Source organism: Nocardioides allogilvus (assembly GCF_003047285.1).
GTDB lineage: Bacteria > Actinomycetota > Actinomycetes > Propionibacteriales > Nocardioidaceae > Nocardioides > Nocardioides allogilvus.
This window is the reverse complement of record NZ_PZYX01000002.1, coordinates 210,987-232,802: the sequence shown is the minus strand read 5'-3', so window position 1 is coordinate 232,802 and position 21,816 is coordinate 210,987. Positions and strand designations below refer to the sequence as shown.

Here is a 21,816-nt window from a genome sequence, read left to right as displayed (position 1 = left end):
GTCATGCCCGGGATAGCCCATTGGGACTATTTGCCTGACCGATCGGTCCAGGCGGATGCGAAGAACTGACGTCGTCAGCGATTCATCGCTATCTGGCGCAGCCCCCCGTCGCACGCATCGCCCAGGTCGCACTTGACCACCGTGACCCCGCTGACCTCCTGGACGAACCTCAGGAACAACCGCATGGACTCCTTGGGTTTCCTGTTCGGCGCGGGGGTGCCGTCCGCGTTCCACGCGGGAAGACATGCGTCGTTGGCGCCCGAGCAGCCCAGGAGATCGGCGTAGCTGTCGGTGAACGTGTTGCCGGCACAGTCACCGTCAGCGCTCGCGTCCGAGCCCTTGTCGTACATGTGGTAGCCGCAGACGACCACGGCAGCGAGCTTGAAGACGGGATAGACACGGCCCGTGCCTGCCCCGTCGACCGTTGTCGGTGAGCAGGTGGGAATCGAGCAGAAGACGGGCACGACGATGGTCTCGCCCAAGATGTCGCCCCAGGCGCTCACCGGGTCCGGGTTGGACAGGCTGCTGCCGCCGGTGTCGGCGTCCAGGCAGGAGGGACTGACATCGCTCTGGGCCGTGCAGTGTGCCGTGAGCGACGAGGACAGGGATGCGGGGGACGTCGCGTCCTGGGGCGTCACGACCTCCGCACCGTTGGCACAGCCGTCGCGGATCGCGGTCGCAACCTCGTGCGGGTTCATCCCGGAGCTGGAGGTGCCGGGACAGCTCATGAACCACCAGTTGCCGCCTCCCTCGACGTCCGGACACCCCGAACCGCCGTGTGCCTGCCCCGGCCCCTTGACCTCGATCACTCCGGTGGGCATCGAGCTGACGGGAGGGACGTCGAGGGAGCACAGGCCATAGGGGCGCAGCTTGAGATCGCTGCCGGGGACGAAAACGACGGCGCTCGCCTCACGCTCGGTGGTGATCCCCTCTCCGTCCTGGCCGCCGCTGAAGTAGGTCGGGGTGTCGCCGGATGCGCGGTAGGTGACCTGCAACGCACCCTCGTAGGGCCCCGTCGTCAGGCACTCCACGTCGAAGTCCTCATTGACCTGGGCGGCTCGGTTCTCGGTCGCGATCGCTTCTGCTGCGGCCTCGGCCTCGTCCGAGAAGGCCGCCTTCAGCTGGGGGCAGCTGCCGGGTTCTCCGGCGAACCGCTTCGCGCCGGCCAAGGCCCCTGCATCCGCTGCCGTCTGCAGCTGTCGCTTCGAGGTGTATGCCACGCCGAGGTCCGCCACGAAGGCGGCGATCGTGAACAGCACGACCGACAAGATCGCGACCATCACCGCGACGGCGCCTTCCTCGTGACGGCGCCGTTGGCTCAGTTGTGCTCGCACCGGAAGATTCCCTCCCCCTCGATGTCAATGCCACGCGGGAAGCCCGGGATCGGCATCGGAACGAGGAAGTCGCTGTAGTAGCTCAGGGTCACCGTGAGGTTGGTCGCGGCGGTCGAGCCGGCGCACGGCCTCTCGCACGGGCCCGTGGCACCGCTCAGTGCATACAGCGGGTCACCAGGGTTCATTCCGACGGTTGCTGCCGCGTTTCTTGCCTCAGCCTCGATGTCACCACAGGCGCGACCTTCGACGTCCACCACGGCGAACCTGGCGGCCTGGCGAGCACTGTTGCTGAGCGACAGCTGTTGGGTGAGCACGATTCCCACGTTGAAGATGCCGAAGAAGAGCAGCAGGAGAATGGGCGCGACGAGGGCGAACTCAAGAGCCGCTGCGCCCTCTTCAGCGTTGTGTCGGCGACGGTGACCAGACATGTTGCCCTCCACGAAGTTGCTGCGAGGCTAGGTAGGGCCTCGGTGGCCCACGACCGAAGTCGGGCATCGTTACCCCAAATGGAGTAGGCGGGTTCCCGGTGCGACAGGATCTGGGTGTGAACTCAGCGAATGCGCCTGTCTGGATCGGCGTCGATGTCGGGGGCACCAAGGTGCTCGCCGGAGTGGTCGACGAGTCCGGGCGTGTGTCACGCACCGCCCGGCGGGCCACACCCGGACGTCGTGTCGACATCGGACAGGTCGAGGACGCGCTCGAGGCCGCGGTGCTCGAGGCCGCCGACGGCGCCACGATCGCCGGGGTCGGTGTCGCCGCCGCCGGCTTCGTCGACGCGCCCGGCGAACGCGTGATGTTCGCCCCGCACCTGCCCTGGCAGGGCGAGGAAGTCCGCCGGCGGCTGAGCGAGCGCTGGGGTGTCCCAGTGGTCCTCGACAACGATGCCAACTGCGCGGCCCTCGCCGAGTGGACGTACGGCGCCGCGCGAGGCGCCACGTCCGCGGTCGTGGTCACGATGGGCACCGGTATCGGCGGCGGGATCCTGATGGCCGGCCGGCTCGTGCGGGGCGCCAACGGCATGGCGGGGGAGTTCGGCCACATGCAGGTCGTGCCCAACGGTCACCCGTGCGAGTGCGGGGGACAGGGCTGCTGGGAGCAGTACTCCTCCGGCAACGCCCTCGTGCGGTTCGCCCGCCAGGCCATGGGCGAGCAGCCGTCGGTGCTCGAGGAGGCGTGTGGTGGCAACCCCGACAACCTCACCGGCCCGATGGTGACCGATGCGGCCGAGGAGGGCGACCTCGTCGCCCGTCAGGCGTTCGCCTCGGTCGGTGACTGGCTGGGCATCGGCGTCGCCAACCTCGTGGCCGCCCTTGACCCCGAGGTCGTGGTCATCGGCGGCGGGGTCTCCCAGGCGGGCGACCGGCTGCTCGAACCGGCCCGCAACGCGCTGCAGCGCTCACTGGTCGGGGCGGCCCACCGCGGCGTACCGCCCATTGTGTCGGCCCTGCTCGGTCCCGAGGCGGGACTCGTGGGTGCGGCCGAGCTGGCGCGACGCGCGGGCGATCAGCCCCGGCGGTAGCCCGGGATCAGCTCCAGCGCGAGCTGCTCGAGGAACAGCCCGACATCGGTGACGATGCCCTTCGCCTGGCTCGAGCCGCGGTCGGCGAGCTTGGTGACCGTCGCCGGGTTGATGTCGACGCAGACGAGCGGGATCGACGCGGGCAGGATGTTGCCGGTCGCGACGGAGTGCAGCATCGTCGCCACCATCAGGCAGAAGCCCACGTCGGTGAGCTCGGCGCGCATCGCGCGCTGGCCCTCGATGACGTCGGTGTAGACGTCGGGCAGCGGCCCGTCGTCGCGGACCGAGCCGACGAGCACGAAGCGCTTGTCGTGCTTGACCAGGGCGTGCATGATGCCGCCGGTCAGGACGCCGTTCTCGACCGCGGCCCGGATCGAGCCCTGCTTGCGGATCGTGTTGAGCGCTCGGATGTGGTGCTCGTGGCCGTGCTCGACACCGCGGCCCATCGCGAGGTCGACGCCGAGGCTGGTGCCGTAGAGCGAGGACTCGATGTCGTGGGTGGCGAGCGCGTTGCCGGCGAAGAGCACGTCGACGAAGCCCGCGTTGACCAGCTCCACCATCGCGGGGGCGGCACCGGTGTGCACCACGCCCGGACCACCGACCCAGAGCACGTGCTTGCCGGCGGCCTTGGCCTCGCGCATGCCGTCGGCGACCTGGCGCACCAGCACCGCCTGCGGCTTCTCGCTCGACACGTCGGACTCCATGAAGCCGAAGGAGTCGCCACCCTTCTCGATCACGGGCACGGTCACCTTGATGCCCGAGGCGCCGGTCACGATGTTCATGCCGATCTTCACGTCCGACATCGGGAGCGTGTAGACGCGCTCGCCGTCGACGACCAGGCCGCAGTCCATCTCGGGGTTCTCCACGTCGAACCACTTGCCGCGGAGGCGGATCTTGGTGGCGAGGTTGGTGGTGGAGTAGAAGCCGTCCGGGAAGACGCCGTCGAGGTCGGCGACGGTCACCGACGCCTCACCCGGATCGATCTGGTTGACTCCGCGGGTCTGCAGGCGCATCAGCAGCCGCTGGAGGGACTCGTCGTCCTCGGCGGTCACCACGATCGTCGCCCGACTGGTGTCGGAGGCCTCGTGGCCGACGTCGAACCGGTCGATGACGTAGTCGCCGCCGTACTCCCGGATGTCGTCGAGGATGCGGGAGAGGATCCCGCTGTCCATCAGGTGGCCGGTGACTTCGACGCTCTCGCTCACACTCACGCGGCCGACACTAGCGCCGGCGCAAGGCCGTCCGCACACGGCGGGGGGTCAGATGCGGGAGCCGTCGTCCCAAGGCTCGCGAGGGGTGCGCGACATGGTCGCGACGAGGTAGATGAAGCCTCCGACGAACCAGCCGACGAGCAGGTAGTCGAGCACCGTCGGCAGGTCGATCTGGAAGACCAGCATGAACAGCACCACGACCGGCGCCCCGAACAGTCCGGCCCACGCGACGGCCCGCTTGGGCTCCGGTCGCGGCAGCGGCGGCGGGGGCGGCGGGACAAAGCGCTCCGCCTCGTCGTACGGCGCAGCGCCGGCCACCACCGGTGGGGGAACGGGCTCCGGCGCGGGCGCGGGACGCTCGTCGGGGGCCTGTTCGTCGAGCTCGGCGCGGTCGCCGAAGTTGTCGACGATGTCTCGCCACGCGGCCTGGTCGGCTTCGTCGTGCGCGCGCTCGTTGTCGCCCGGTCCGCTCACAGGGGAAACGGTAACCCGGGCCCGGAAATGGTCGACCTCGGTTTCGACACGGCGCTGGCGCGCCTGCTCAACCATCGGTGGCCCAGCGGTCAGGCGGTGACGCGCGCGATGAACTCGGCCGACTCGGTGAAGATCGTCTCGGCGTCGTTGTCGAGGGTGGCGACGTGATAGCTCTCGGCCAGGGAGCGCTCGGTGAACTCACGCGAGGACACCGACTTCTTGATGATCGCCAGCGACGTCTCGTCGACGACGTGGTCGTCGACGGACTTGAAGAACAGGATCGGCGAGGTGATCTTGGCCAGGTCGGCGCGCAGCGGCTTCCAGCCGTGCCACATCATCGAGTAGGCGGCCTTGAGCGGGGTCTTGGGATAGGCGTACTCATCGACGCCTTCCTTCTTGATGTCGTTGGCGATCGCGGGGAAGGCACGCACGAGGAACCGCAGCACCGGCAGCGCCTTGACGTCGATCCGGGTCGTGTTCACGGCCGGGTTGACCACGACGACGCCCGCCACCTCGTCGGGCCGGTCGGCGGCCAGGCGGAGCACGAGCGCTCCGCCGAGGGAGAGGCCGCACACCGCGACGGCGTCGTTGTCCGCACGCAGCTTGTCGAAGGACGCCGACAATGCGGCGTACCACTCCCGCCACCCGACCTTGTTGAGGTCCTGCCAGCGGGTGCCGTGGCCCGGCAGCAGCGGCAGCTCGACCGCGAATCCCCGGGCGGCCAGTGCCTCGGCCCACGGGCGCATCGAGGCGGGGGAGCCGGTGAATCCGTGGCTGACCAGGACACCGATCTTCCGGCCGTCGGTGAGGTCGGGGCGCGCGGGGGCGGAGAACGGCTCGGCCGTCGGCTGGATCAGCATGCGCCGATTGTGCACCAGCCGGACGGGTCGTCGGGGCCTGCTCACGAAGTGGGTATCGGGGCTAGGCTCACCCCGTGCTGTATTGGTTCTTGAAGTGGGTTGCCATCGGTCCCGTCCTCCGCATCGTCTTTCGGCCCAAGGCCTACGGCGTGGAACACGTGCCCGCCGAGGGCCCGGCGATCCTGGCGAGCAACCACCTCTCCTACGCCGACTGGCTGTTCATGCCGCTGACGCTGCCGCGGCGGGTCACGTTCGTGGCCAAGGCCGAGTACTTCACCTCGCCCGGCATCAAGGGCTGGTTCCAGAAGAAGTTCTTCTCCGGCGCCGGGCAGGTGCCGATCGACCGCTCGGGCGCCAACGCCGCCGAGGGTGCGATGAACTCGGCCATGAAGATCCTGGCCGAGGGTGAGCTGTTCGGCATCTATCCCGAGGGCACGCGCAGCCACGACGGCAAGCTCTACCGCGGCAAGACCGGCGTCGCCCGGCTCGCGCTCGAGACCGGCGCCCCGGTCGTGCCGTGCGCCGTCGTCGGCACCGACGTGGTGGCGCCGACCGGCAAGATGTTCGGCCAGTGGACCCGGCCGGTCGTCCGGTTCGGCCCGCCGCTGGACTTCTCGCGCTACGCCGGCCTTGCCAACGACCGCTACATCCTGCGCGCGGTCACCGACGAGATCATGTACGAGGTCATGCGTCTCTCCGAGCAGGAGTACGTCGACATGTATGCCACCAAGGCCAAGGACCTCGCCAAGGCCGCGGCCGCGGCCGCCAAGGAGCAGGCCGAGGGGCCCGACTCCACGCCTACGGAGAAGAAGGCGTCCTGACACCGCGCGACCTCGACCCCGCGGCGGTGCGCGCGGGCGCTGCCGTCGAGGACCGGCTCTTCCGGGCGCTGGCCCTGGTGCGGGTCGTGGTCACCATCAACATGGTGGTCCTCAACGTCTACCGGCGCGACAACTACGACCACCCCTGGGCCGCCGTGGTGCTGATCGCGGCGCTGGTGGCCTGGACGGGCTACGCCATCCGGGCCTCGACGAGCGCACAGCGGCGTACGACCACCTTCCTCGCCCTCGACCTCGCCTGGGCGATCGCCGCGATCGCGGCGACCCCGGTGCTCAAGGGCGACGACTTCAACGCCACCATCCCCGGCTTCTGGGTGATGGGCGCGCTGCTCGCGTGGGCGATCCACTGGCACTGGAAGGGCGGACTGGTCGCAGGCGCGCTGCTGTCGATCACCGACCTGGGCCTGCGCGACGGCGTCGACCAGGCCAACTACGGCAACGTCTTCCTGCTGATGATCGGCGGGCCGATCGTCGGCTACATGTGCGAGTCGCTGCAGCGGATGGCGGCCGAGCGCGACGCCGCCGAGCGTGCGGCGGCAGCTGCCGAGGAGCGCACCCGGCTGGCGCGTGCCGTGCACGACGGGGTGCTGCAGGTGCTGGCGCTGGTCCAGCGCCGGGGCGCCGGCTCGGCCGACGCCGAGATCGCTGACCTCGCGCGCCTGGCCGGCGAGCAGGAGCGCGTGCTGCGCTCGCTGATCCGCCAGCAGGGCACGGTCACCACCGGCCCGGCCGTGCGCGACCTGGCGGGGATGCTCGAGGAGATCGCGACCGGGCACGCACTGCGCGTCGAGCTCGCCACGCCCGGAGTGCCGGTGCCGCTGCCCGGCGACGTCGCCCACGAGGTGGTCGCGGCAGTCGGGTCGTGCCTCGACAACGTGGAGACCCACGTCGGCCCCGACGCCCGGGCATGGGTGCTGCTCGAGGTGCTGCCCGACACCGTCGTGGTCTCGGTCCGCGACGACGGCCCGGGCATCCCACCCGGGCGCCTGGAGTCGGCCGTGCGCGAGGGCCGGCTCGGCGTGAGCGAGTCGATCCGAGGCAGGATCGAGGACCTGGGCGGCACGGCGACGCTCGACACCGGAACACACGGAACTGAATGGGAGCTGACGATTCCGCGATGACCGACACCGTCCGCACGATCATCTGGGACAGCCACTGCTCCTTCTGCCACCGGTGGGCGAAGGTGCTGGCCTGGCTCGACGTGACCGGGGCCCACCGCTTCGTCGGCACCGCCGAGCCGGGGGCCCACGCCGATCCGCGGGTCACCCCCGAGGACACCGACCGGGCGCTGCAGCTCCTCACCCCGGGTGGACGCTACGAGGGCTACGACGCCATCCGCCGCGTCCTCGCCCGCTCACCGCTGACGTTCTGGCTGGCGCCGCTGCTGTGGCTGCCGCCGGTCCGGGCGCTGGGCGAACGGGTCTACTGGAAGGTCGCGGCGAGCCGCACCTGCGCCCTGGGTACGCCGCAGCCGCCGTTGAAGATGCCCTGGAGGAAGTCGTGACCATCCACTCCGAACACCCCTTCGCCACGCCCGCCGAGGATCGCGATGCCGCCCGTCGGCTGCGCGGCCGGCTCGGCGGCCAGGTGTCGCTCTGGACCACCGGTGCCGGGGCCGCGCGCGCCGGGCTGACGGTGTCGTCGCTGATGGTCGCGGTGAGCGAGCCGTCGTACGTCGTCGGCCTGCTCGACCCCGACTCCGACCTCGCCGAGCGGTTGCGCGACACCGACGGTGCACGTTGCGTCGTGCAGCTCCTCGAGTGGCGCCACCACGACCTGGCCGAGAAGTTCGCCGGGCAGATGCCGGCCCCCGGCGGGCTGTTCGCGGCGGACACCTGGGTCGAGACGCCCTTCGGCCCCCGCCTCGCCGACGCCGAGACCTGGGCCGACTGCGTCGTCCACGACGTGCGCGAGATCGGCTGGTCGATCGAGGTCACCTGCCGGATCGAGTCGGCCAGCCTGGGCATCCTCGACGACGGGTTGCAGCACCGGCGCGGTCGCTACTCGCACTAGGGTCGCCGCATGAGCGAGCCGATCCGGATCATGGTCGTCGACGACCACCCCATGTGGCGCGACGCCGTGGAGCGCGACCTGGCCGCGGCGGGGTACGACGTGGTGGCCGTGGCCGCCGACGGCCACCAGGCGCTCGCCCGCTTCCCGGCCGCACGCCCGCAGGTCGTCGTGCTCGACCTGCAGATCCCGGGGCCCAACGGCGTCGAGGTGACCGCGCAGGTCCTGCAGCAGGACCCGTCCGCCCGGGTGCTGATCCTGTCGGCGTCGGGCGAGCAGAACGACGTGCTCGAGGCCGTGAAGGCAGGGGCGACCGGCTATCTCGTGAAGTCGGCGTCGCGCGAGGAGCTGATCGATGCCGTACGGCGGGTGGCGGCCGGCGACACGGTCTTCACGCCCGGCCTGGCCGGCCTGGTGCTGGGCGAGTTCCGGCGGATGGCCGAGGGTCCCGCCGACGACCCGCGCGACGAGCTGACCGAGCGCGAGACCGAGATCCTCAAGATGGTGGCCAAGGGGATGAGCTACAAGCAGATCGCCGAGCGCCTCGTGATCTCGCACCGCACGGTGCAGAACCACGTGCAGAACACCCTGCGCAAGCTGCAGATGAACAACCGCGTGCAGCTGACCCGCTGGGCCATCGAGCACGGCCTCGACGATGACGAGTGAGTGGCGACGAGCCACCCCCGCTGACGCCGGGCCGCTGACCGACCTCGAGCGCGACGCCAACCTGGTCGGGCTCGCCCACGTCTTCGGCGAGCGGCCGTTCCCCTACGACGCGGTGCTGACCCGGTGGGTGCTCGTGCTCGACGACCCCGAGGTCGTCACCGAGGTGGTGGCCGGCGATCGGGGGCTGGTGGCGTTCGCGGCGTACGACCACGAGTCGCTGCGCCACCTCGCCGTGCATCCCGATGCGTGGGGCCGCGGCCTCGGCCGCGAGGGCGTCGGTCGGTCGGGCGCCAGCCGCTTGTGGGTGCTCGAGCTGAACCACCGTGCGCGCGGGCTCTACGAGTCGCTCGGCTGGGCGCCGACCGGCGTCACCCAGGAGTGCCCGTGGGAGCCGCACCCGACCGAGCTGGAGTACAGCCGTGACTGACCCGGTCTCCGGCACGTGGCAGATCGTCGCCAGCAGCCTGCCGTTCTGGCGATCGCGCTCGGCGCCCGCCGTGAGCTATCTGCCGCTGCCCGACGGCCGCGTCCTCGACGCGGTGACCTACGTCCGCGGCGGCCGCGACAAGCTCGTGCTCGGCTTCGACACCCGTACCGACTCCGGCTTCGAGTGGCGCGGCCTGCAACACGTCACCCGGCTGACGACCAGCCGCTGGCAGGTGATCGCCTCCGACGAGACTGCCGGCGATCCCGCCGACCGATGGGCTGTCACGGCCTTCGACAAGACGCTCTTCACGCCGGCGGGCGTCGACATCTACTGCCGCGCGCGCGACATCTCACCCGTCGCCCGGGCCGCAGCCACGGCCGCGCTGGCCGCTGCGGGACTGGCCCACCACCCGCTCGCCGACACGTCTGCCTAGGCTCAGCCTGTGACCGACTCGCTCCTCGAGATCGCCGACCAGCTCTACGGGCTGCCGCTGGCCGAGTTCACGCCTGCTCGCGACGCGCTGGCCAAGGAGCACAAGTCGGACAAGTCGTTCGCGTCCCGGGTCAAGGCGCTGCGCAAGCCGTCCCTGGCCGCGTGGGTCGTCAACCTGCTCGTACGGCGCGACGCACCGCAGGTCGAGCAGGTGCTCGCCGTCGGGGCAGCCCTGCGGGAGGCCCAGGCCAACCTCGACGGCGAGGAGCTGCGGGCGCTGACCCGCCAGCGCCGCCAGCTGACCGCGGCGGTGACCACCCAGGCCCGCGGGTTGGCCCACGACGAGGGTGTCAAGGTCACCCAGGCCGTCGCCGACCAGGTCGAGGCCACGCTGACGGCCGCGATGGTCGACGAGGGCGCGGCGAGCGCTGTCCGCAGCGGGCTGCTCGTGGCCGCCCTGGCTGCCACGGGTGTCGGCCAGGTCGACGTCGCGGGAGCGCTGGCGGTGCCGGAGGCGGCCGGCTTCGTCGCCGTACCCCGCGAGGCGGCGGTGCCCCCGCGCCCCGACCTGCACCTCGTCCCGGACCCCGAGGCGGACGAGAAGGCCCAGCGGGCCGCCGCGAAGATGGTCGACGAGGCGCGCGCGGAGGTCGAGGCGGCACGCGAGGCCCTGACCGCGGCCAGCGACGAGGTCGAGGCCCTGCAGGCGAAGTCGTTGCAGCTGCAGGCCGAGGTCGACGAGCTGAAGGGCCGCATCGCCCAGCTGGAGAGCGACCTCGAGGAGAACGACGACGAGCTCTCCGACGCCGAGGACGTGAGGGCCGAGGCGGCGGACACCGTCGCCGAGACCGAGGCGGAGCTGGCCAAGGCCGCGGCCGCGCTCGCGCGCTTGAGCTGAGGACGCGCCGCCGTCCCGTCCCGCCGGTGCTACCGAACAGTCAAGGGGTCCTCAGCGTGAGGAGCACCCGTCCTGTTCGGTAGCGCGAAGCCGTCAGAGCCGGTCTAGACCGCCCAGCCCTTCGACCGCTCGACGGCGTCGCGCCAGCGCGCGTGGGCATGGTCGGCTGCGTCGCGCTCACCGACCGGCTCGAAGCGCCGGTCCAGCGCCCAGGTCTCGCGCAGCGCGTCGGTCGACTCCCAGACGCCGGTGCCGAGTCCCGCGAGGAAGGCCGCGCCGAGGGCGGTGGTCTCGACGATCTGGGGACGCTCCACCGGCAGCCCGACCTGGTCGGCCTGGAACTGGCAGAGCAGGTCGTTGGCCGCGGCGCCGCCGTCGACCTTCAGCGACGCGATCTCCGGCATCGTCTCCAGCACGTCGCGCACCTCGAAGGCGATGGCCTCGAGGGTCGCGCGCACGATGTGGGCGCGGGTCGTGCCGCGGGTGATGCCGATGATCATGCCGCGGGCGTGCGGGTCCCAGTGGGGGGCGCCGAGCCCCGTGAGCGCCGGCACGAACACGACGCCGTCGGTGTCGGGCACGCTGGCGGCGACGGCCGCGGTCTCGGCGGCGTTGCCGACGATCTGCAGGCCGTCGCGCAGCCACTGCACCGCCGCCCCGGTCACGAAGATCGCGCCCTCGTTGGCATAGGTGAGGACGCCGTCGGGGGAGCGCCAGGCAGCGGTGCTGAGCAGTCCCGCCTCGGAGCGCTGCACCGTGGTCCCGGTGTTGGCGAGGATGAACGACCCGGTGCCGTAGGTGCACTTGGAGTCGCCCTCGTCGAAGCAGGTCTGCCCGAAGAGGGCGGACTGCTGGTCGCCGGCGATGCCCGCGATCGGCAGCGACAGGCCCATGAACACCGACGGCTCGGTGGCGGCGACCTCGCCCCAGCTGGGCACGAGGTCGGGCAGGGCGTCGCGGGGTACGCCGAAGAGCTGGCACAGCTCGTCCGACCAGTCGCCTGCCTCGAGGTCGAAGAGGAGGGTGCGGCTCGCGTTGGAGACGTCGGTGACGTGCCACGTGCCGCGGGTCATCCGGGCGATGAGGTAGGAGTCGACCGTCCCGACGGCGTAGCGGCCGGACTGCACGAGCGCCCAGGTGTGCGGCTCGTGCTCGGCGAGCCACATCAGCTTGGTGCCGGAGAAGTAGGGGTCCAGGCGGAGCCCGGTCAGCTCGCTGACGCGGTCCTCGTGGCCGGCGTCGCGCAGGCGGGTGCAGATGTCGGCGGTGCGCCGGTCCTGCCAGACGATCGCGCGCCGGGGCGAGCCGAGCGTCTCGCGGTCCCAGAGCACGATGGTCTCGCGCTGGTTGGTGATGCCGATGGCGGTCAGCTCGGCCGCGTCGACCTTCGTCAGCACCTCCTTGGTCGCCTCGAGGGTGGCCTGCCAGATCTCCTCGGGGGCGTGCTCGACCCACCCGGGCCTGGGGAAGTGCTGGGCGAACTCCTGATAGCCCTTGGCGACGATCTGGCCCTGGGGACTGACGACGACGGCGGTGACGCCCGTCGTCCCGGCATCGATGGCGAGGACAGACATGGCACCAAACTAGTGCTCCGACTCAGGTAGGTTCTGCCGCATGCGCGACACACGGGGCGAGGACTACGCCAAGCGGCTGCACGACAAGGAGACGGCACGCTGGAAGCAGGTGCTGAACGTCCAGGCGCCCTACCGGTGGAACCTGCGCCGCCACGACCTCGGGCGCACCCTCGACGTCGGCTGCGGCATCGGTCGCAACCTCGAGACGCTCGGCGCGGACTCGGTCGGCGTCGACCACAACGCCACCTCCGTCGAGCTCGCCCGTGAGCGCGGCCTCAACGCCCTGACGGTCGAGGAGTGGGAGAAGTCCGAGCTGCGGGTGCCCGGCGCCTTCGACGCGATGCTGGTCGCGCACGTCATCGAGCACATGCCTCCCGCGATGGGGGAGCAGGTCGTCCGCGACTACCTTCCCTACCTCAAGCCCGGCGGGAAGGTGCTCTTCATCTGCCCGCAGGAGCGCGGCTACGCCTCCGACCCGACCCACGTGCGCTGGACGACGGGCGAGGACCTGATGGACCTCTCCACGTCGCTCGGCCTGCGACCGGAAAAATGGCGCAGCTTCCCGTTGCCGCGCTTCACCGGCAAGGCGTTCACCTACAACGAGTTCAACGTCGTCGCGACGAAGCCCGCCTAGCTGCTCCGCACGATCCCCAGCACACGCCGGTCGATCCACTCCGGGCGCAGCCCGGGCGCGACCCGCATCTCGTAGTTCTGCGAGCCGACCCACTCGCGGAAGTGCTCATGCCCCTGGGCCCGGGCGAAGGCCTCCAGCTCGGCGAAGAGCTCGTCGGTGACCGGCTCCTGCTCGTCGTGCGTCGAGGCCGTGAGGTAGAGGTCGTTGAGGTCGAGCAACCGCTCGAGCTCGGTCACGGGGTCCGTGTGGTCATCGACGCGCAGGTCCACTGCGGTGTCGTCGAAACCGCCGTACCCCGCACCGTCGCGCACCACCAGCAGCGAGGCCGACTGGCGTCCCCGTCGGTCGCCACCGGCCCGGTCGCCGGCCGCGAGGGCGGCGAGCAGGCGACGGGCGAAGGGCTGGTCGCTGCCCGCGAGCCAGGCCGCCTGCATCGCCTCGACGACCTCGGGCCCGGTCAGGATGTTGCCCTGGATCGCGAAGCCGTCACCGCTCGCGCCGCCGGCCCAGTCGAAGCAGTCGCGACCGGTGTACGTCGCTGCGTTGCCCTCCATGTCGACGATGCCCACCTGCCGGTCCTCGCGACCGTCGTCCTCCTCCAGCAGGCGGTCGAGCGCGATCTGGGCCGTGGCCCCGTCGTCGAGGTGGGCGAGGGCGAGGAACTTGTAGGAGACGTTGGCGTCGGCCTGGGTCGCGATCGCGCCGACATCGGCGACGGCGGCGGGCACGGCGGAGCCGACGGCGAGGAACTTGGACGCGACGGCGACGCCCCACGACTCACCGTCGTCGGAGCGGGCCACGATCGAGAAGGTCATGGCGCCGAGGCTAGTGGAGCCGTCCGCGCCGTACGGTGCGAGGCCCCGACGTGACCCCCTTCACACGACGAGCCCGCATCGCTAGGGTTTGATCGATCCAATTCAACGATGAGGAGTGACGATGCGCGTCGGAGTGCTCACCGGAGGCGGGGACTGCCCGGGACTCAACGCGGTGATCCGTGCCGTGGTCCGCAAGGGCGTGATGACGCACGGGTTCGACTTCGTGGGCTATCGCGACGGCTGGAAGGGCCCGCTCGAGGGCCTGACGATGGAGCTCGGCATCGCCGAGTGCCGCGGCATCCTCCCGCGCGGCGGCACGATCCTCGGCTCGAGCCGCACCAACCCGTTCAAGATCGAGGGCGGCGTCGAGCACATCCGCGCCAACCTCGACAAGGACGGCGTCGAGGCGCTGATCGCGATCGGCGGCGAGGACACGCTGGGCGTCGCGACGAAGCTCGCCGACCTCGGCGTCAACGTCGTCGGCGTACCCAAGACCATCGACAACGACCTGTCCGGCACCGACTTCACCTTCGGCTTCGACACGGCCGTCAACGTCGCGACCGAGGCGATCGACCGCCTGCACACGACGGCCGAGTCGCACCACCGTGTCCTGGTGGTGGAGGTGATGGGTCGCCACGCCGGCTGGATCGCGCTGCACAGCGGCATCGCCGGCGGGGCGAGCATGGTGCTGATCCCCGAGCAGCCCTTCGACATCGAGGACGTGTGCGCGCGGGTGGAGACCCGCTTCGAGAGCAGGTATGCCCCGATCATCGTGGTCTCCGAGGGCGCTGTTCCCCGCGAGGGCGGCGAGATGACGCTCGTCTCGGGTGAGAAGGACGCCTTCGGGCACGTCCGCCTCGGCGGGATCGGCGACCGGCTCGCGAGCGAGATCGAGGCGCGCACCGGCAAGGAGGCGCGCGCCGTCGTGCTCGGCCACATCCAGCGCGGCGGCACGCCGACGGCCTTCGACCGCTGGCTCGCCACCCGCTTCGGGCTGCAGGCGGTCGACGCGGTCGCCGAGGGCGACTTCGGCACGATGATGGCGCTGCGCGGGACGAAGATCGAGCGGCTCAAGCTGATCGAGGGCACCGGCGAGCTCAAGCTCGTGAGTCCGGAGGAGTACGCCGAGGCGCAGGTCTTCTTCGGCTGACCTGCGCGCGGGGGTGCTTGCCTTCACCCCTCCCCGAGGCCACAGTGATGGGGTCGCAAACCGTTCGACAGGAGTGTGAGCCCATGTCCGCCAACACCATCGAGAGCCAGCCGCAGGGCGAGAACCTCGAGCTCAAGCGGGTGATGGGCCCGAAGCTGCTGCTGCTCTTCATCGTGGGCGACATCCTCGGGGCGGGCGTCTACGCCGTCACCGGGCAGATGGCCGGCCTCGTCGGCGGTGTCGTGTGGCTGCCGTTCCTGCTGGCGTTCGTCGTGGCGACGCTGACGGCGCTGTCCTACCTCGAGCTCGTCACGAAGTATCCCCAGGCCGCGGGCGCCGCGCTCTACACCCACAAGGCCTTCGGCATCCACTTCGTCACCTTCCTCGTCGCCTTCGCGGTGGTCTGCTCCGGCATCACGAGCGCGTCGACGTCGGCCAACGTGCTGGCCCAGAACCTCACGGGCGGGCTGGTCGTCAACGGCTGGCTCGACGCGCTGCCCGGCACCGGCGTCATCACGGCGATCGCGATGGGCTTCATGGTGCTGCTGGCGCTGATCAACCTGCGCGGCGTCGGCGAGTCCGTGAAGTTCAACGTCGTGCTCACGCTCATCGAGATGACCGCGCTGGCGATCGTGATCGGGGTCGGCTTCTGGGCCATGGCCCGAGGTGACGGCGACTTCTCACGGATCACCACCTTCAACGACGTCGGTGACAAGGGCATGTTCATGGCGATCACGCTCGCCACCTCGATCGCGTTCTTCGCGATGGTCGGCTTCGAGGACTCGGTCAACATGGTCGAGGAGTGCCACGAGCCGCAGAAGATCTTCCCGCGCACGATGCTCACCGGCCTCGGGATCGCCGTGCTCATCTACATGCTGGTGGCCCTGGCCGTGGTCGCCGTGCTCACGCCGGGCGAGCTGGAGACGATCAACGAGTCCGAGGGTCGTGCCCTGCTGGAGGTCGTCAGCAAGGGCTCTCCCGACTTCCCGATCGACAAGGTGTTCCCGTTCCTGGCCGTCTTCGCCGTCGCCAACACCGCGCTGATCAACATGTTGATGGCCAGCCGGCTGCTCTACGGCCTGGCCCGGCAGGACGTGCTGCCGCGCAGCCTGGGCAAGGTGTCACCCCGGACCCGGGCGCCGTGGGTCGGCATCCTGTTCTCGACCGTCCTGGCCCTCGGCCTCATCGGCTACGTCGCCAGCCAGTCCGACAGTCCCGTGGTCACCAACCTCTCGACGACCACGGCGCTGCTGCTGCTCGCGGTGTTCACCGTCGTCAACGTCGCCTGCCTGGTGCTGCGCCGCGATCCCGGCGAGGGGTTCTTCCGCTCGCCCGGCCCGACGCCGGTCCTCGCCGCGCTGCTGTCGATCGCGCTGATCGCCATCCCGTGGGGCCAGAGGGAGGCGATCGTCTACCAGGTCGCCGCGGGAATGCTCGTCATCGGCGTCGTCCTGTGGGTGCTGACGTGGCTGACCAACCGCGGCGTCCGGGCGAAGAAGACCGGCTTCCGCGACATCGACCACCTGGGGGAGTAGCCGCTCGGCCGCCCGCCCACCGGTCACGAAGCCGCGGTCGGGCGGCCTGCGCCGTACCCTTGGGGAGTGAGCATCCCGTCCCTCGAGCAGTTGCGTGCCCTGCAGCCTGCCCAGCAGCCGACCTACCCCGACAGCGCCGCGGTGGACACCGCGGTCGCGAAGCTCCGGAAGTCGCCGCCGCTGGTGTTTGCGGGGGAGTGCGACGACCTCAAGGACAAGATCGCGGCGGTCAGCCGGGGCGAGGCCTTCCTGCTCGCCGGTGGCGACTGCGCCGAGACCTTCGCCGAGGTGACGGCCGACAACGTCCGCAACAAGCTGCGCGTGATGCTGCAGATGGCCGTGGTGCTGACGTACGCCGCGTCCGTGCCGGTCGTGAAGGTCGGCCGCCTGGCCGGGCAGTACGCCAAGCCCCGCTCGAGCGACACCGAGACCCGCGACGGCGTCACCCTGCCGGCCTACCGCGGTGACGCGGTCAACGGCTTCGAGTTCACGCCCGAGTCGCGCATCCCCGACCCGCAGCGGCTCGTCGACGTCTACAACGCCTCGGCCGCGACGCTCAACCTCGTGCGCGCCTTCGTGACCGGTGGCTACGCCGACCTGCGCCAGGTGCACACCTGGAACAACGACTTCGTCCGCGAGTCGCCCTACGCCCAGCGCTACGAGCTGATGGCCGGCGAGATCGAGCGGGCCCTGACGTTCATGAAGGCGATCGGCGCCGACCCGGACGAGTTCCACCGGGTCGACTTCCACTCCAGCCACGAGGCGCTGCTGCTCGACTACGAGCACGCGATGACGCGCATCGACTCGCGCACCGAGCTGCCCTACAACGTGTCGGCCCACATGGTCTGGATCGGCGAGCGCACGCGCCAGCTCGACGGCGCCCACGTGGAGTACTTCCGCCACATCCGCAACCCCATCGGCTGCAAGCTCGGCCCGTCCGCGACCGCCGACGACGCGCTGTCGCTGGCCGCCAAGCTCAACCCCGCCAACGAGGCCGGCCGGCTCACCTTCATCACCCGCTTCGGTGCCGAGAAGATCCGCGACGGCCTGCCGCCGCTGGTCGAGAAGGTCACCGCCGAGGGCGTGCAGGTGGCCTGGGTCAGCGACCCGATGCACGGCAACACCTTCGAGGCGTCGACGGGCTACAAGACCCGCCGTTTCGACGACGTGCTCAACGAGATCCAGGGCTTCTTCGACGTGCACCGCGCGCTCGGCACCGTCCCCGGCGGGATGATGGTCGAGATGACCGGCGACGACGTCACCGAGATCGTCGGTGGCGGCGAGGAGATCGACGAGCACCGTCTGGCCCACCGCTACGAGTCGGTCGTCGACCCGCGCCTCAACCGCGTGCAGTCGCTCGAGCTGGCGTTCCTCGTCGCGGAGATGCTGCGGGCGAAGCAGGCCTGAGCCTGCGCCGCCGCCCCGACGTCGGCCGCGGACGGTCGCTAGGTTGGGGCACATGATCGACCTCCGCTCCGACACCCTGACCACCCCGACGTCGGACATGCGCGCCGCCATGGCGAAGGCCGAGGTCGGCGACGACGTCTATGCCGAGGACCCCACCACGCGCCGCCTGGAGGAGCGCGTGGCCGAGCTCTTCGGGCACGAGGCAGCGCTGTTCACCCCGACGGGATCGCTGGCCAACGTGCTGGCCGTCCGCTCGCTGGTCGGTGTCGGCCAGGAGGTGTTGTGCGAGTCCTCGGCGCACATCGCCCGGGCCGAGCTGGGCGCGCACGGTGCGATCACCGGGCTGACGATGCGCACGTGGTCCCACCACCGCGGCCAGATCGACCTGGCCGCCATCGACGCGCTGTTCGCTCCCGACATGGGGTCCTTCTTCGTGCGCACGACCGCAGTCTCGGTCGAGAACACCCACAACTTCGCCGGCGGCACGGTCCTCCCGCTGACCGACCTGCAGGCGCTGCACGCGTGGGCGGTGCCCACCCGCACGAAGATCCACCTCGACGGGGCGAGGCTCTGGAACGCGCACGTCGCGACCGGCACGCCCTTGCACGAGTACGGCGCCGTCGCCGACGTCCTCGCCGTGTGCCTCTCCAAGGGGCTCGGCGCCCCGGTGGGCTCGCTCATGGTCGGCTCGGCCGACGCCATCGCCGAGGCGCGGATCTGGCGCAAGCGGCTCGGGGGCGGGATGCGGCAGACCGGCATCCTGGCCGCGGCCGGCCTGCACGCGCTCGACCACCACGTCGAGCGGCTGGCCGACGACCACGCGCACGCCCGGCTGCTGGCCGAGGCGTGCGGCCTGGACCCGGCCACCGTCGACACCAACATCGTCGTGCTGCCCCGCACCGACGCCGGTGCGTTCGTCGAGGCTGCCGCCGAGGCGGGGGTGCGGATCTCCGCGGTCGGGCCCCGCGCCGTACGCATCGTCACGCACCTCGACGTGTCGCGGGCCGATGCGAAGAAGGCTGCCTCGATCCTCGCGAAGCTGTAGGCGTGGTCCTGGGTTTCGACACGGCGTTGGCGCGCGCCTGCTCACCCGGCGGCTGAGGCCCGCCACTCCAGCCGGTTGATCTGGTCGCCCTCGTGCAGGGTGACCCGGTCGCCGGTGTCGACGAAGCCGCAGGAGTCGTAGAGCCGCAGCGCGCGCCGGTTGTCGTCGCGCGTCCACACGCTCAGCCGCGTCCAGGCCTGGCCCGCGGGCGGTGCCTGCAGGGCGCGGACGAGGGCACCGCCGATGCCGCTGCCCCAGTAGCCCGGCTCGACGAAGACCATCGAGATGTGGCCGCAGGTCGGGTCGACGACGTCGTCCTCGAGGTAGGGCTCGGCCACGATCATGCCGGCCGGCTTGTCGCCGTACGTCGCCAGCAGGGCCACGTCACTGGAGGCGAGCTTCTCCGCGATCCGCTCCTGGCGACCCGGCGCGGGGGTGCGGCCGCCGGCGCGTCGAGCCGCCGCCCAGATCCCGGCCGCGGCGGCGCGCTGCTCCGCGTCGGTGATCGCGGTGATGACGGTGCGGGGCACGAGGTGTCAGGCCGCCGGTGTGCCGGCGACCAGGACGTCGCTGATCGCGGTGTAGTCGCGACCGAGCACGCCGGCCCCGGGCGGCGTCACGGCGAGAAGCCGCAGCTGCACGGTGGAGGTGGTCACGGGGTCGATGGTCAACCGCTGCAGCTTGGCCTTCTCCCTCAGGTCCTGCCGGACCACGGTGCCGTCGTCGAAGGCCCACTCGACGGCCGTGATGCGCCGGTTGTGGGGATACCAGTCCACGAGGCCGGACCCGCTCGGCACCTGCTTGGCATAGCCGTTGAGGATCCCGACCCGCCGGATCGTGCTCGGCTCGGGCAGGGTGAAGCTGATGGTCTCGCCGGAGGCGTCGCCCGCCGTGCGCCAGGCGGTCGACGGGGTCGCGTCGAGCATGTGGCTGGGGTCGTAGTCGACGAGCCGGCCGTCGAGGTCGGTGGTGGCCGGGGCCGCCGGTGGCGCGGTGACCTCGAGCGTGCTCGTCAGGTCGACCGCGCGCGGCGCAGTCTTCTCCGAGGTCCGGGTCGCGCGCTCGCCCCGCGGCTCGTCCTCGTCGTCGCCGCCGAGACAGGAGGACAGGACGGAGAAGAGGATGACGACGAGGAGCGCGCCGATCGCCCACGGCGCCCAGGGCGGCACCTCCGTGGCCGCCTGATCGGGCAGCGGGGCGTCGTCGGGGGAGACGCGGAGTGGTTCGCCGGCGGGAACGGGCTCGCCGACCGGGTGGCCGCAGTTGAGGCAGAAGCGGCCGACCCCGAGATCGTGGCCGCAGCGGGCACAAGTTGTCACGGGCCCAAGCCTACGGGCCCGTTCAGACCGCGATGTGCGTGACTTCGGCCTCGATGTGCCGACGGGGCACGAGCTCGACGACCAGCATGGCGCTCAGCACCATCGCACCACCGACCAGCAGCCGGGGCGTGATGCCCTCACCGCCGAGCGCGACGGCGAAGGTCGCCGCGAACACCGGCTCCATGCTCATGATGATCGCGGTGCGGGTCGGCGGCAGGTGGGCCTGCGCCCAGGTCTGGCCGAGCATCGCCAGTGCGCCCGCGAAGATCGCCATGTAGACGAGTGAGAGCCAGTCGCGCCCGTTGCCCGGGAGCACGATGCCGTCGGGGACCGTCGCGACGAAGCAGATCGCGGCGATCACGATGATCTGCAGGATCGACATGCCGAGCGCGTCGCGCGCCGAGGACCAGGCGCCGAGCCCCACAATGTGCAGCGCGTAGAGCATCGCGGCGACGAGCGTGATCGCCTCGCCGTACCCGAGACTGAGGCCGCCGAGGGTCAGCACGCCCAGGCCGGCAGCGGCCAGCGCGACCGCCGCCCACGTGACCAGCCCGATGCGGGTGTGCAGGATCCAGGCCGCGAACAGCGGCGTGCAGACGACGTACATGCCGGTGATGAAGCCGCTGACGCTCGCCGGCGTGTGGGCGAGGCCGGCCGTCTGCAGGATCTGGGCGACGCCGTAGAGCAGGCCCAGCACGACCGCGTGCCGGCGGACGGTGGGGGAGAGGCGGGCGATCGCGCGCGGGGCGACCAGCAGCATCGCGGCGGCCGCGATCGCGAACCGGACCGCCAGGAAGTCGAGCGTCGGCACCCGGTCGAGCAGGTCCTTGATCAGGAAGAAGGTGCTGCCCCAGCACGCCGTCATCGCCAGCAGCGCGAGCGCCGCGAGCCAGGACACCCGCCGCGACGGGACACTGCTCTCGGGACTCACCCGGGGAGTCTAGGGATCGGGGTTCCCCGGTCCGCCACTGCGCTAGATTCGCCCGGTGTCCGTCACCCGCCGCCTGCTGCACCGGGCCGTCCACGCCGGCCGCGACTGGGTGGAGCAGGTCGGCGCGATCGTGCCCGGCAGCCCGCGCGCGGACGCGTTCGGCAGCCTCGACGAGAGCAGCTGCATCGCCTTCCCGCCCGCCACCGTGATGGGAGCCTCGTCGATCCACATCGGGGCCGGCACCCTGGTCGGGCGGCACTGCACCCTGTCCGTGGGGTACGGCGACGACGACTCGTCGCGCCCGGCCCGCGGCCTCGTCATCGGCGACCGCTGCGTGATCGGCGCTCGCACCAGCCTGACCGCGCACGAGTCGATCGTGGTCGGTGACGACGTGTGGCTCGGCCAGGACGTGTTCGTCTCCGACGTCAGCCACGGCTACCAGGACCCGCACACCCCGATCGGGCTGCAGCTCGGCGAGCACCGGCCGGTGCGCATCGGCGACGGCACCTGGATCGGCCACGGCGCGATCATCCTCCCGGGCACCAGCATCGGCCGCAACGTCGTCGTCGCGGCCGGCTCGGTGGTCCGTGGCGACGTCCCCGACCACGCAGTCGTGGGGGGCGTGCCGGCGCGCGTGCTGCGCAGCCTCGTCGGCGACGAGTGGGTCAGCCCGGACGGTCGGCACCCGTCCCGGCCGGTGGTGACACCCGCCGAGGTCGAAGAGTTCCTGTCCGGG

24 protein-coding genes and 1 pseudogene are annotated in these 21,816 nt (G+C 71.2%); 15 read left to right on the top strand and 10 right to left on the bottom strand.

Annotated elements, in window-relative coordinates; translation table 11 throughout:
• Positions 1 to 74 precede the first annotated feature (74 nt).
• Together C9J87_RS04430 and C9J87_RS04425 are read right to left on the bottom strand one after the other, a co-directional pair.
• The gene (locus tag C9J87_RS04430; protein WP_010833584.1) at positions 75 to 1,334 is read right to left on the bottom strand and encodes a pilus assembly protein TadG-related protein; all 1,260 of its coding nucleotides are present in this window, start codon (positions 1,332 to 1,334) and stop codon (positions 75 to 77) included.
• Positions 1,319 to 1,762: a TadE/TadG family type IV pilus assembly protein gene (locus C9J87_RS04425; protein WP_036490990.1), complete on the bottom strand. Its 444-nt coding sequence runs from the start codon at positions 1,760 to 1,762 to the stop codon at positions 1,319 to 1,321. Before C9J87_RS04425 ends, C9J87_RS04430 begins: the two co-directional genes overlap by 16 nt.
• 116 nt (positions 1,763 to 1,878) lie before the next feature.
• On the opposite strand from C9J87_RS04425, the gene C9J87_RS04420 reads away from it, so the two are divergent.
• Positions 1,879 to 2,853, top strand: coding sequence for an ROK family protein (locus tag C9J87_RS04420; RefSeq protein WP_051204215.1), 975 nt, complete (start codon positions 1,879 to 1,881; stop codon positions 2,851 to 2,853).
• On the opposite strand, the gene C9J87_RS04415 is transcribed toward C9J87_RS04420, so the two are convergent.
• The 3 genes from C9J87_RS04415 to C9J87_RS04405 all read right to left on the bottom strand — a co-directional run bounded on the left by C9J87_RS04415 (position 2,838) and on the right by C9J87_RS04405 (position 5,398).
• Positions 2,838 to 4,064: an ornithine cyclodeaminase, nickel-pincer nucleotide-dependent gene (locus C9J87_RS04415; RefSeq protein WP_107704848.1), complete on the bottom strand. Its 1,227-nt coding sequence runs from the start codon at positions 4,062 to 4,064 to the stop codon at positions 2,838 to 2,840. The two genes, C9J87_RS04420 and C9J87_RS04415, sit on opposite strands and share 16 nt — an antisense overlap.
• Before the next feature lie 48 nt (positions 4,065 to 4,112).
• Positions 4,113 to 4,538 (bottom strand): hypothetical protein, encoded by a 426-nt coding sequence (locus tag C9J87_RS04410; RefSeq protein ID WP_107704847.1) that lies wholly within the window; start codon positions 4,536 to 4,538, stop codon positions 4,113 to 4,115.
• 89 nt (positions 4,539 to 4,627) lie between these two features.
• Complete coding sequence (locus tag C9J87_RS04405) at positions 4,628 to 5,398, bottom strand: alpha/beta hydrolase (RefSeq protein WP_107704846.1); 771 nt, start codon at positions 5,396 to 5,398, stop codon at positions 4,628 to 4,630.
• A 74-nt stretch (positions 5,399 to 5,472) separates the two neighbouring features.
• Between C9J87_RS04405 and C9J87_RS04400 the strand changes: the two genes are divergently transcribed.
• From C9J87_RS04400 to C9J87_RS04365, 8 genes are read left to right on the top strand one after another with little or no spacing between them, the layout of a single operon-like run.
• Complete coding sequence (locus C9J87_RS04400; RefSeq protein ID WP_107704845.1) at positions 5,473 to 6,219, top strand: lysophospholipid acyltransferase family protein; 747 nt, start codon at positions 5,473 to 5,475, stop codon at positions 6,217 to 6,219.
• Positions 6,220 to 6,245: 26 nt separating this feature from the next.
• Entirely contained in the window at positions 6,246 to 7,358 is a 1,113-nt protein-coding gene (gene macS, locus C9J87_RS04395) for a MacS family sensor histidine kinase (RefSeq protein WP_107704844.1), read from the top strand.
• A complete protein-coding gene (locus tag C9J87_RS04390; protein WP_036490982.1) occupies positions 7,355 to 7,741 on the top strand; it encodes a thiol-disulfide oxidoreductase DCC family protein in 387 nt (128 codons plus the stop codon). Before macS ends, C9J87_RS04390 begins: the two co-directional genes overlap by 4 nt.
• Positions 7,738 to 8,250 carry a flavin reductase family protein gene (locus C9J87_RS04385; RefSeq protein WP_010833576.1) on the top strand — a complete coding sequence of 171 codons (513 nt, stop codon included), beginning with the start codon at positions 7,738 to 7,740 and terminating at the stop codon, positions 8,248 to 8,250. Before C9J87_RS04390 ends, C9J87_RS04385 begins: the two co-directional genes overlap by 4 nt.
• Before the next feature lie 9 nt (positions 8,251 to 8,259).
• Positions 8,260 to 8,913, top strand: a complete 654-nt coding sequence (locus tag C9J87_RS04380) for a response regulator (protein WP_107704843.1) — start codon at positions 8,260 to 8,262, stop codon at positions 8,911 to 8,913.
• Positions 8,903 to 9,340, top strand: coding sequence for a GNAT family N-acetyltransferase (locus C9J87_RS04375; protein ID WP_010833574.1), 438 nt, complete (start codon positions 8,903 to 8,905; stop codon positions 9,338 to 9,340). Before C9J87_RS04380 ends, C9J87_RS04375 begins: the two co-directional genes overlap by 11 nt.
• On the top strand, positions 9,333 to 9,773 hold the full coding sequence (locus C9J87_RS04370; protein WP_010833573.1) for a hypothetical protein: 441 nt from the start codon (positions 9,333 to 9,335) through the stop codon (positions 9,771 to 9,773). Before C9J87_RS04375 ends, C9J87_RS04370 begins: the two co-directional genes overlap by 8 nt.
• A 9-nt stretch (positions 9,774 to 9,782) precedes the next feature.
• A complete protein-coding gene (locus C9J87_RS04365) occupies positions 9,783 to 10,670 on the top strand; it encodes a hypothetical protein (protein ID WP_107704842.1) in 888 nt (295 codons plus the stop codon).
• Between the two features lie 104 nt (positions 10,671 to 10,774).
• On the opposite strand, the gene glpK is transcribed toward C9J87_RS04365, so the two are convergent.
• The gene (gene glpK, locus C9J87_RS04360) at positions 10,775 to 12,244 is read right to left on the bottom strand and encodes a glycerol kinase GlpK (RefSeq protein ID WP_107704841.1); all 1,470 of its coding nucleotides are present in this window, start codon (positions 12,242 to 12,244) and stop codon (positions 10,775 to 10,777) included.
• Between the two features lie 40 nt (positions 12,245 to 12,284).
• On the opposite strand from glpK, the gene C9J87_RS04355 reads away from it, so the two are divergent.
• Positions 12,285 to 12,878, top strand: coding sequence for a class I SAM-dependent methyltransferase (locus C9J87_RS04355; protein WP_010833570.1), 594 nt, complete (start codon positions 12,285 to 12,287; stop codon positions 12,876 to 12,878).
• On the opposite strand, the gene C9J87_RS04350 is transcribed toward C9J87_RS04355, so the two are convergent.
• Positions 12,875 to 13,693 carry a DUF1028 domain-containing protein gene (locus C9J87_RS04350; protein ID WP_107704840.1) on the bottom strand — a complete coding sequence of 273 codons (819 nt, stop codon included), beginning with the start codon at positions 13,691 to 13,693 and terminating at the stop codon, positions 12,875 to 12,877. The two genes, C9J87_RS04355 and C9J87_RS04350, sit on opposite strands and share 4 nt — an antisense overlap.
• 121 nt (positions 13,694 to 13,814) lie before the next feature.
• On the opposite strand from C9J87_RS04350, the gene C9J87_RS04345 reads away from it, so the two are divergent.
• The 4 genes from C9J87_RS04345 to C9J87_RS04330 all read left to right on the top strand — a co-directional run bounded on the left by C9J87_RS04345 (position 13,815) and on the right by C9J87_RS04330 (position 18,830).
• Complete coding sequence (locus C9J87_RS04345; protein ID WP_036493089.1) at positions 13,815 to 14,843, top strand: 6-phosphofructokinase; 1,029 nt, start codon at positions 13,815 to 13,817, stop codon at positions 14,841 to 14,843.
• Between the two features lie 83 nt (positions 14,844 to 14,926).
• A complete protein-coding gene (locus C9J87_RS04340) occupies positions 14,927 to 16,378 on the top strand; it encodes an APC family permease (RefSeq protein WP_010833567.1) in 1,452 nt (483 codons plus the stop codon).
• 66 nt (positions 16,379 to 16,444) lie between these two features.
• Complete coding sequence (locus C9J87_RS04335) at positions 16,445 to 17,785, top strand: class II 3-deoxy-7-phosphoheptulonate synthase (RefSeq protein WP_010833566.1); 1,341 nt, start codon at positions 16,445 to 16,447, stop codon at positions 17,783 to 17,785.
• 52 nt (positions 17,786 to 17,837) lie between these two features.
• A complete protein-coding gene (locus C9J87_RS04330) occupies positions 17,838 to 18,830 on the top strand; it encodes a threonine aldolase family protein (protein WP_010833565.1) in 993 nt (330 codons plus the stop codon).
• Between the two features lie 41 nt (positions 18,831 to 18,871).
• Here the strand turns inward: C9J87_RS04330 and C9J87_RS04325 are convergent, their stop codons facing one another.
• From C9J87_RS04325 to C9J87_RS04315, 3 genes are read right to left on the bottom strand one after another with little or no spacing between them, the layout of a single operon-like run.
• Positions 18,872 to 19,360 carry a GNAT family N-acetyltransferase gene (locus C9J87_RS04325; RefSeq protein ID WP_010833564.1) on the bottom strand — a complete coding sequence of 163 codons (489 nt, stop codon included), beginning with the start codon at positions 19,358 to 19,360 and terminating at the stop codon, positions 18,872 to 18,874.
• 6 nt (positions 19,361 to 19,366) lie between these two features.
• Positions 19,367 to 20,149 carry an NADase-type glycan-binding domain-containing protein gene (locus C9J87_RS04320; RefSeq protein ID WP_157953117.1) on the bottom strand — a complete coding sequence of 261 codons (783 nt, stop codon included), beginning with the start codon at positions 20,147 to 20,149 and terminating at the stop codon, positions 19,367 to 19,369.
• A gap of 22 nt (positions 20,150 to 20,171) precedes the next feature.
• Positions 20,172 to 21,080 (bottom strand): DMT family transporter, encoded by a 909-nt coding sequence (locus C9J87_RS04315; RefSeq protein ID WP_232819829.1) that lies wholly within the window; start codon positions 21,078 to 21,080, stop codon positions 20,172 to 20,174.
• Between the two features lie 208 nt (positions 21,081 to 21,288).
• On the opposite strand from C9J87_RS04315, the pseudogene C9J87_RS20405 reads away from it, so the two are divergent.
• Positions 21,289 to 21,660, top strand: a pseudogene (locus C9J87_RS20405) (acyltransferase); the annotation flags it as partial.
• Positions 21,661 to 21,816 lie beyond the last annotated feature (156 nt).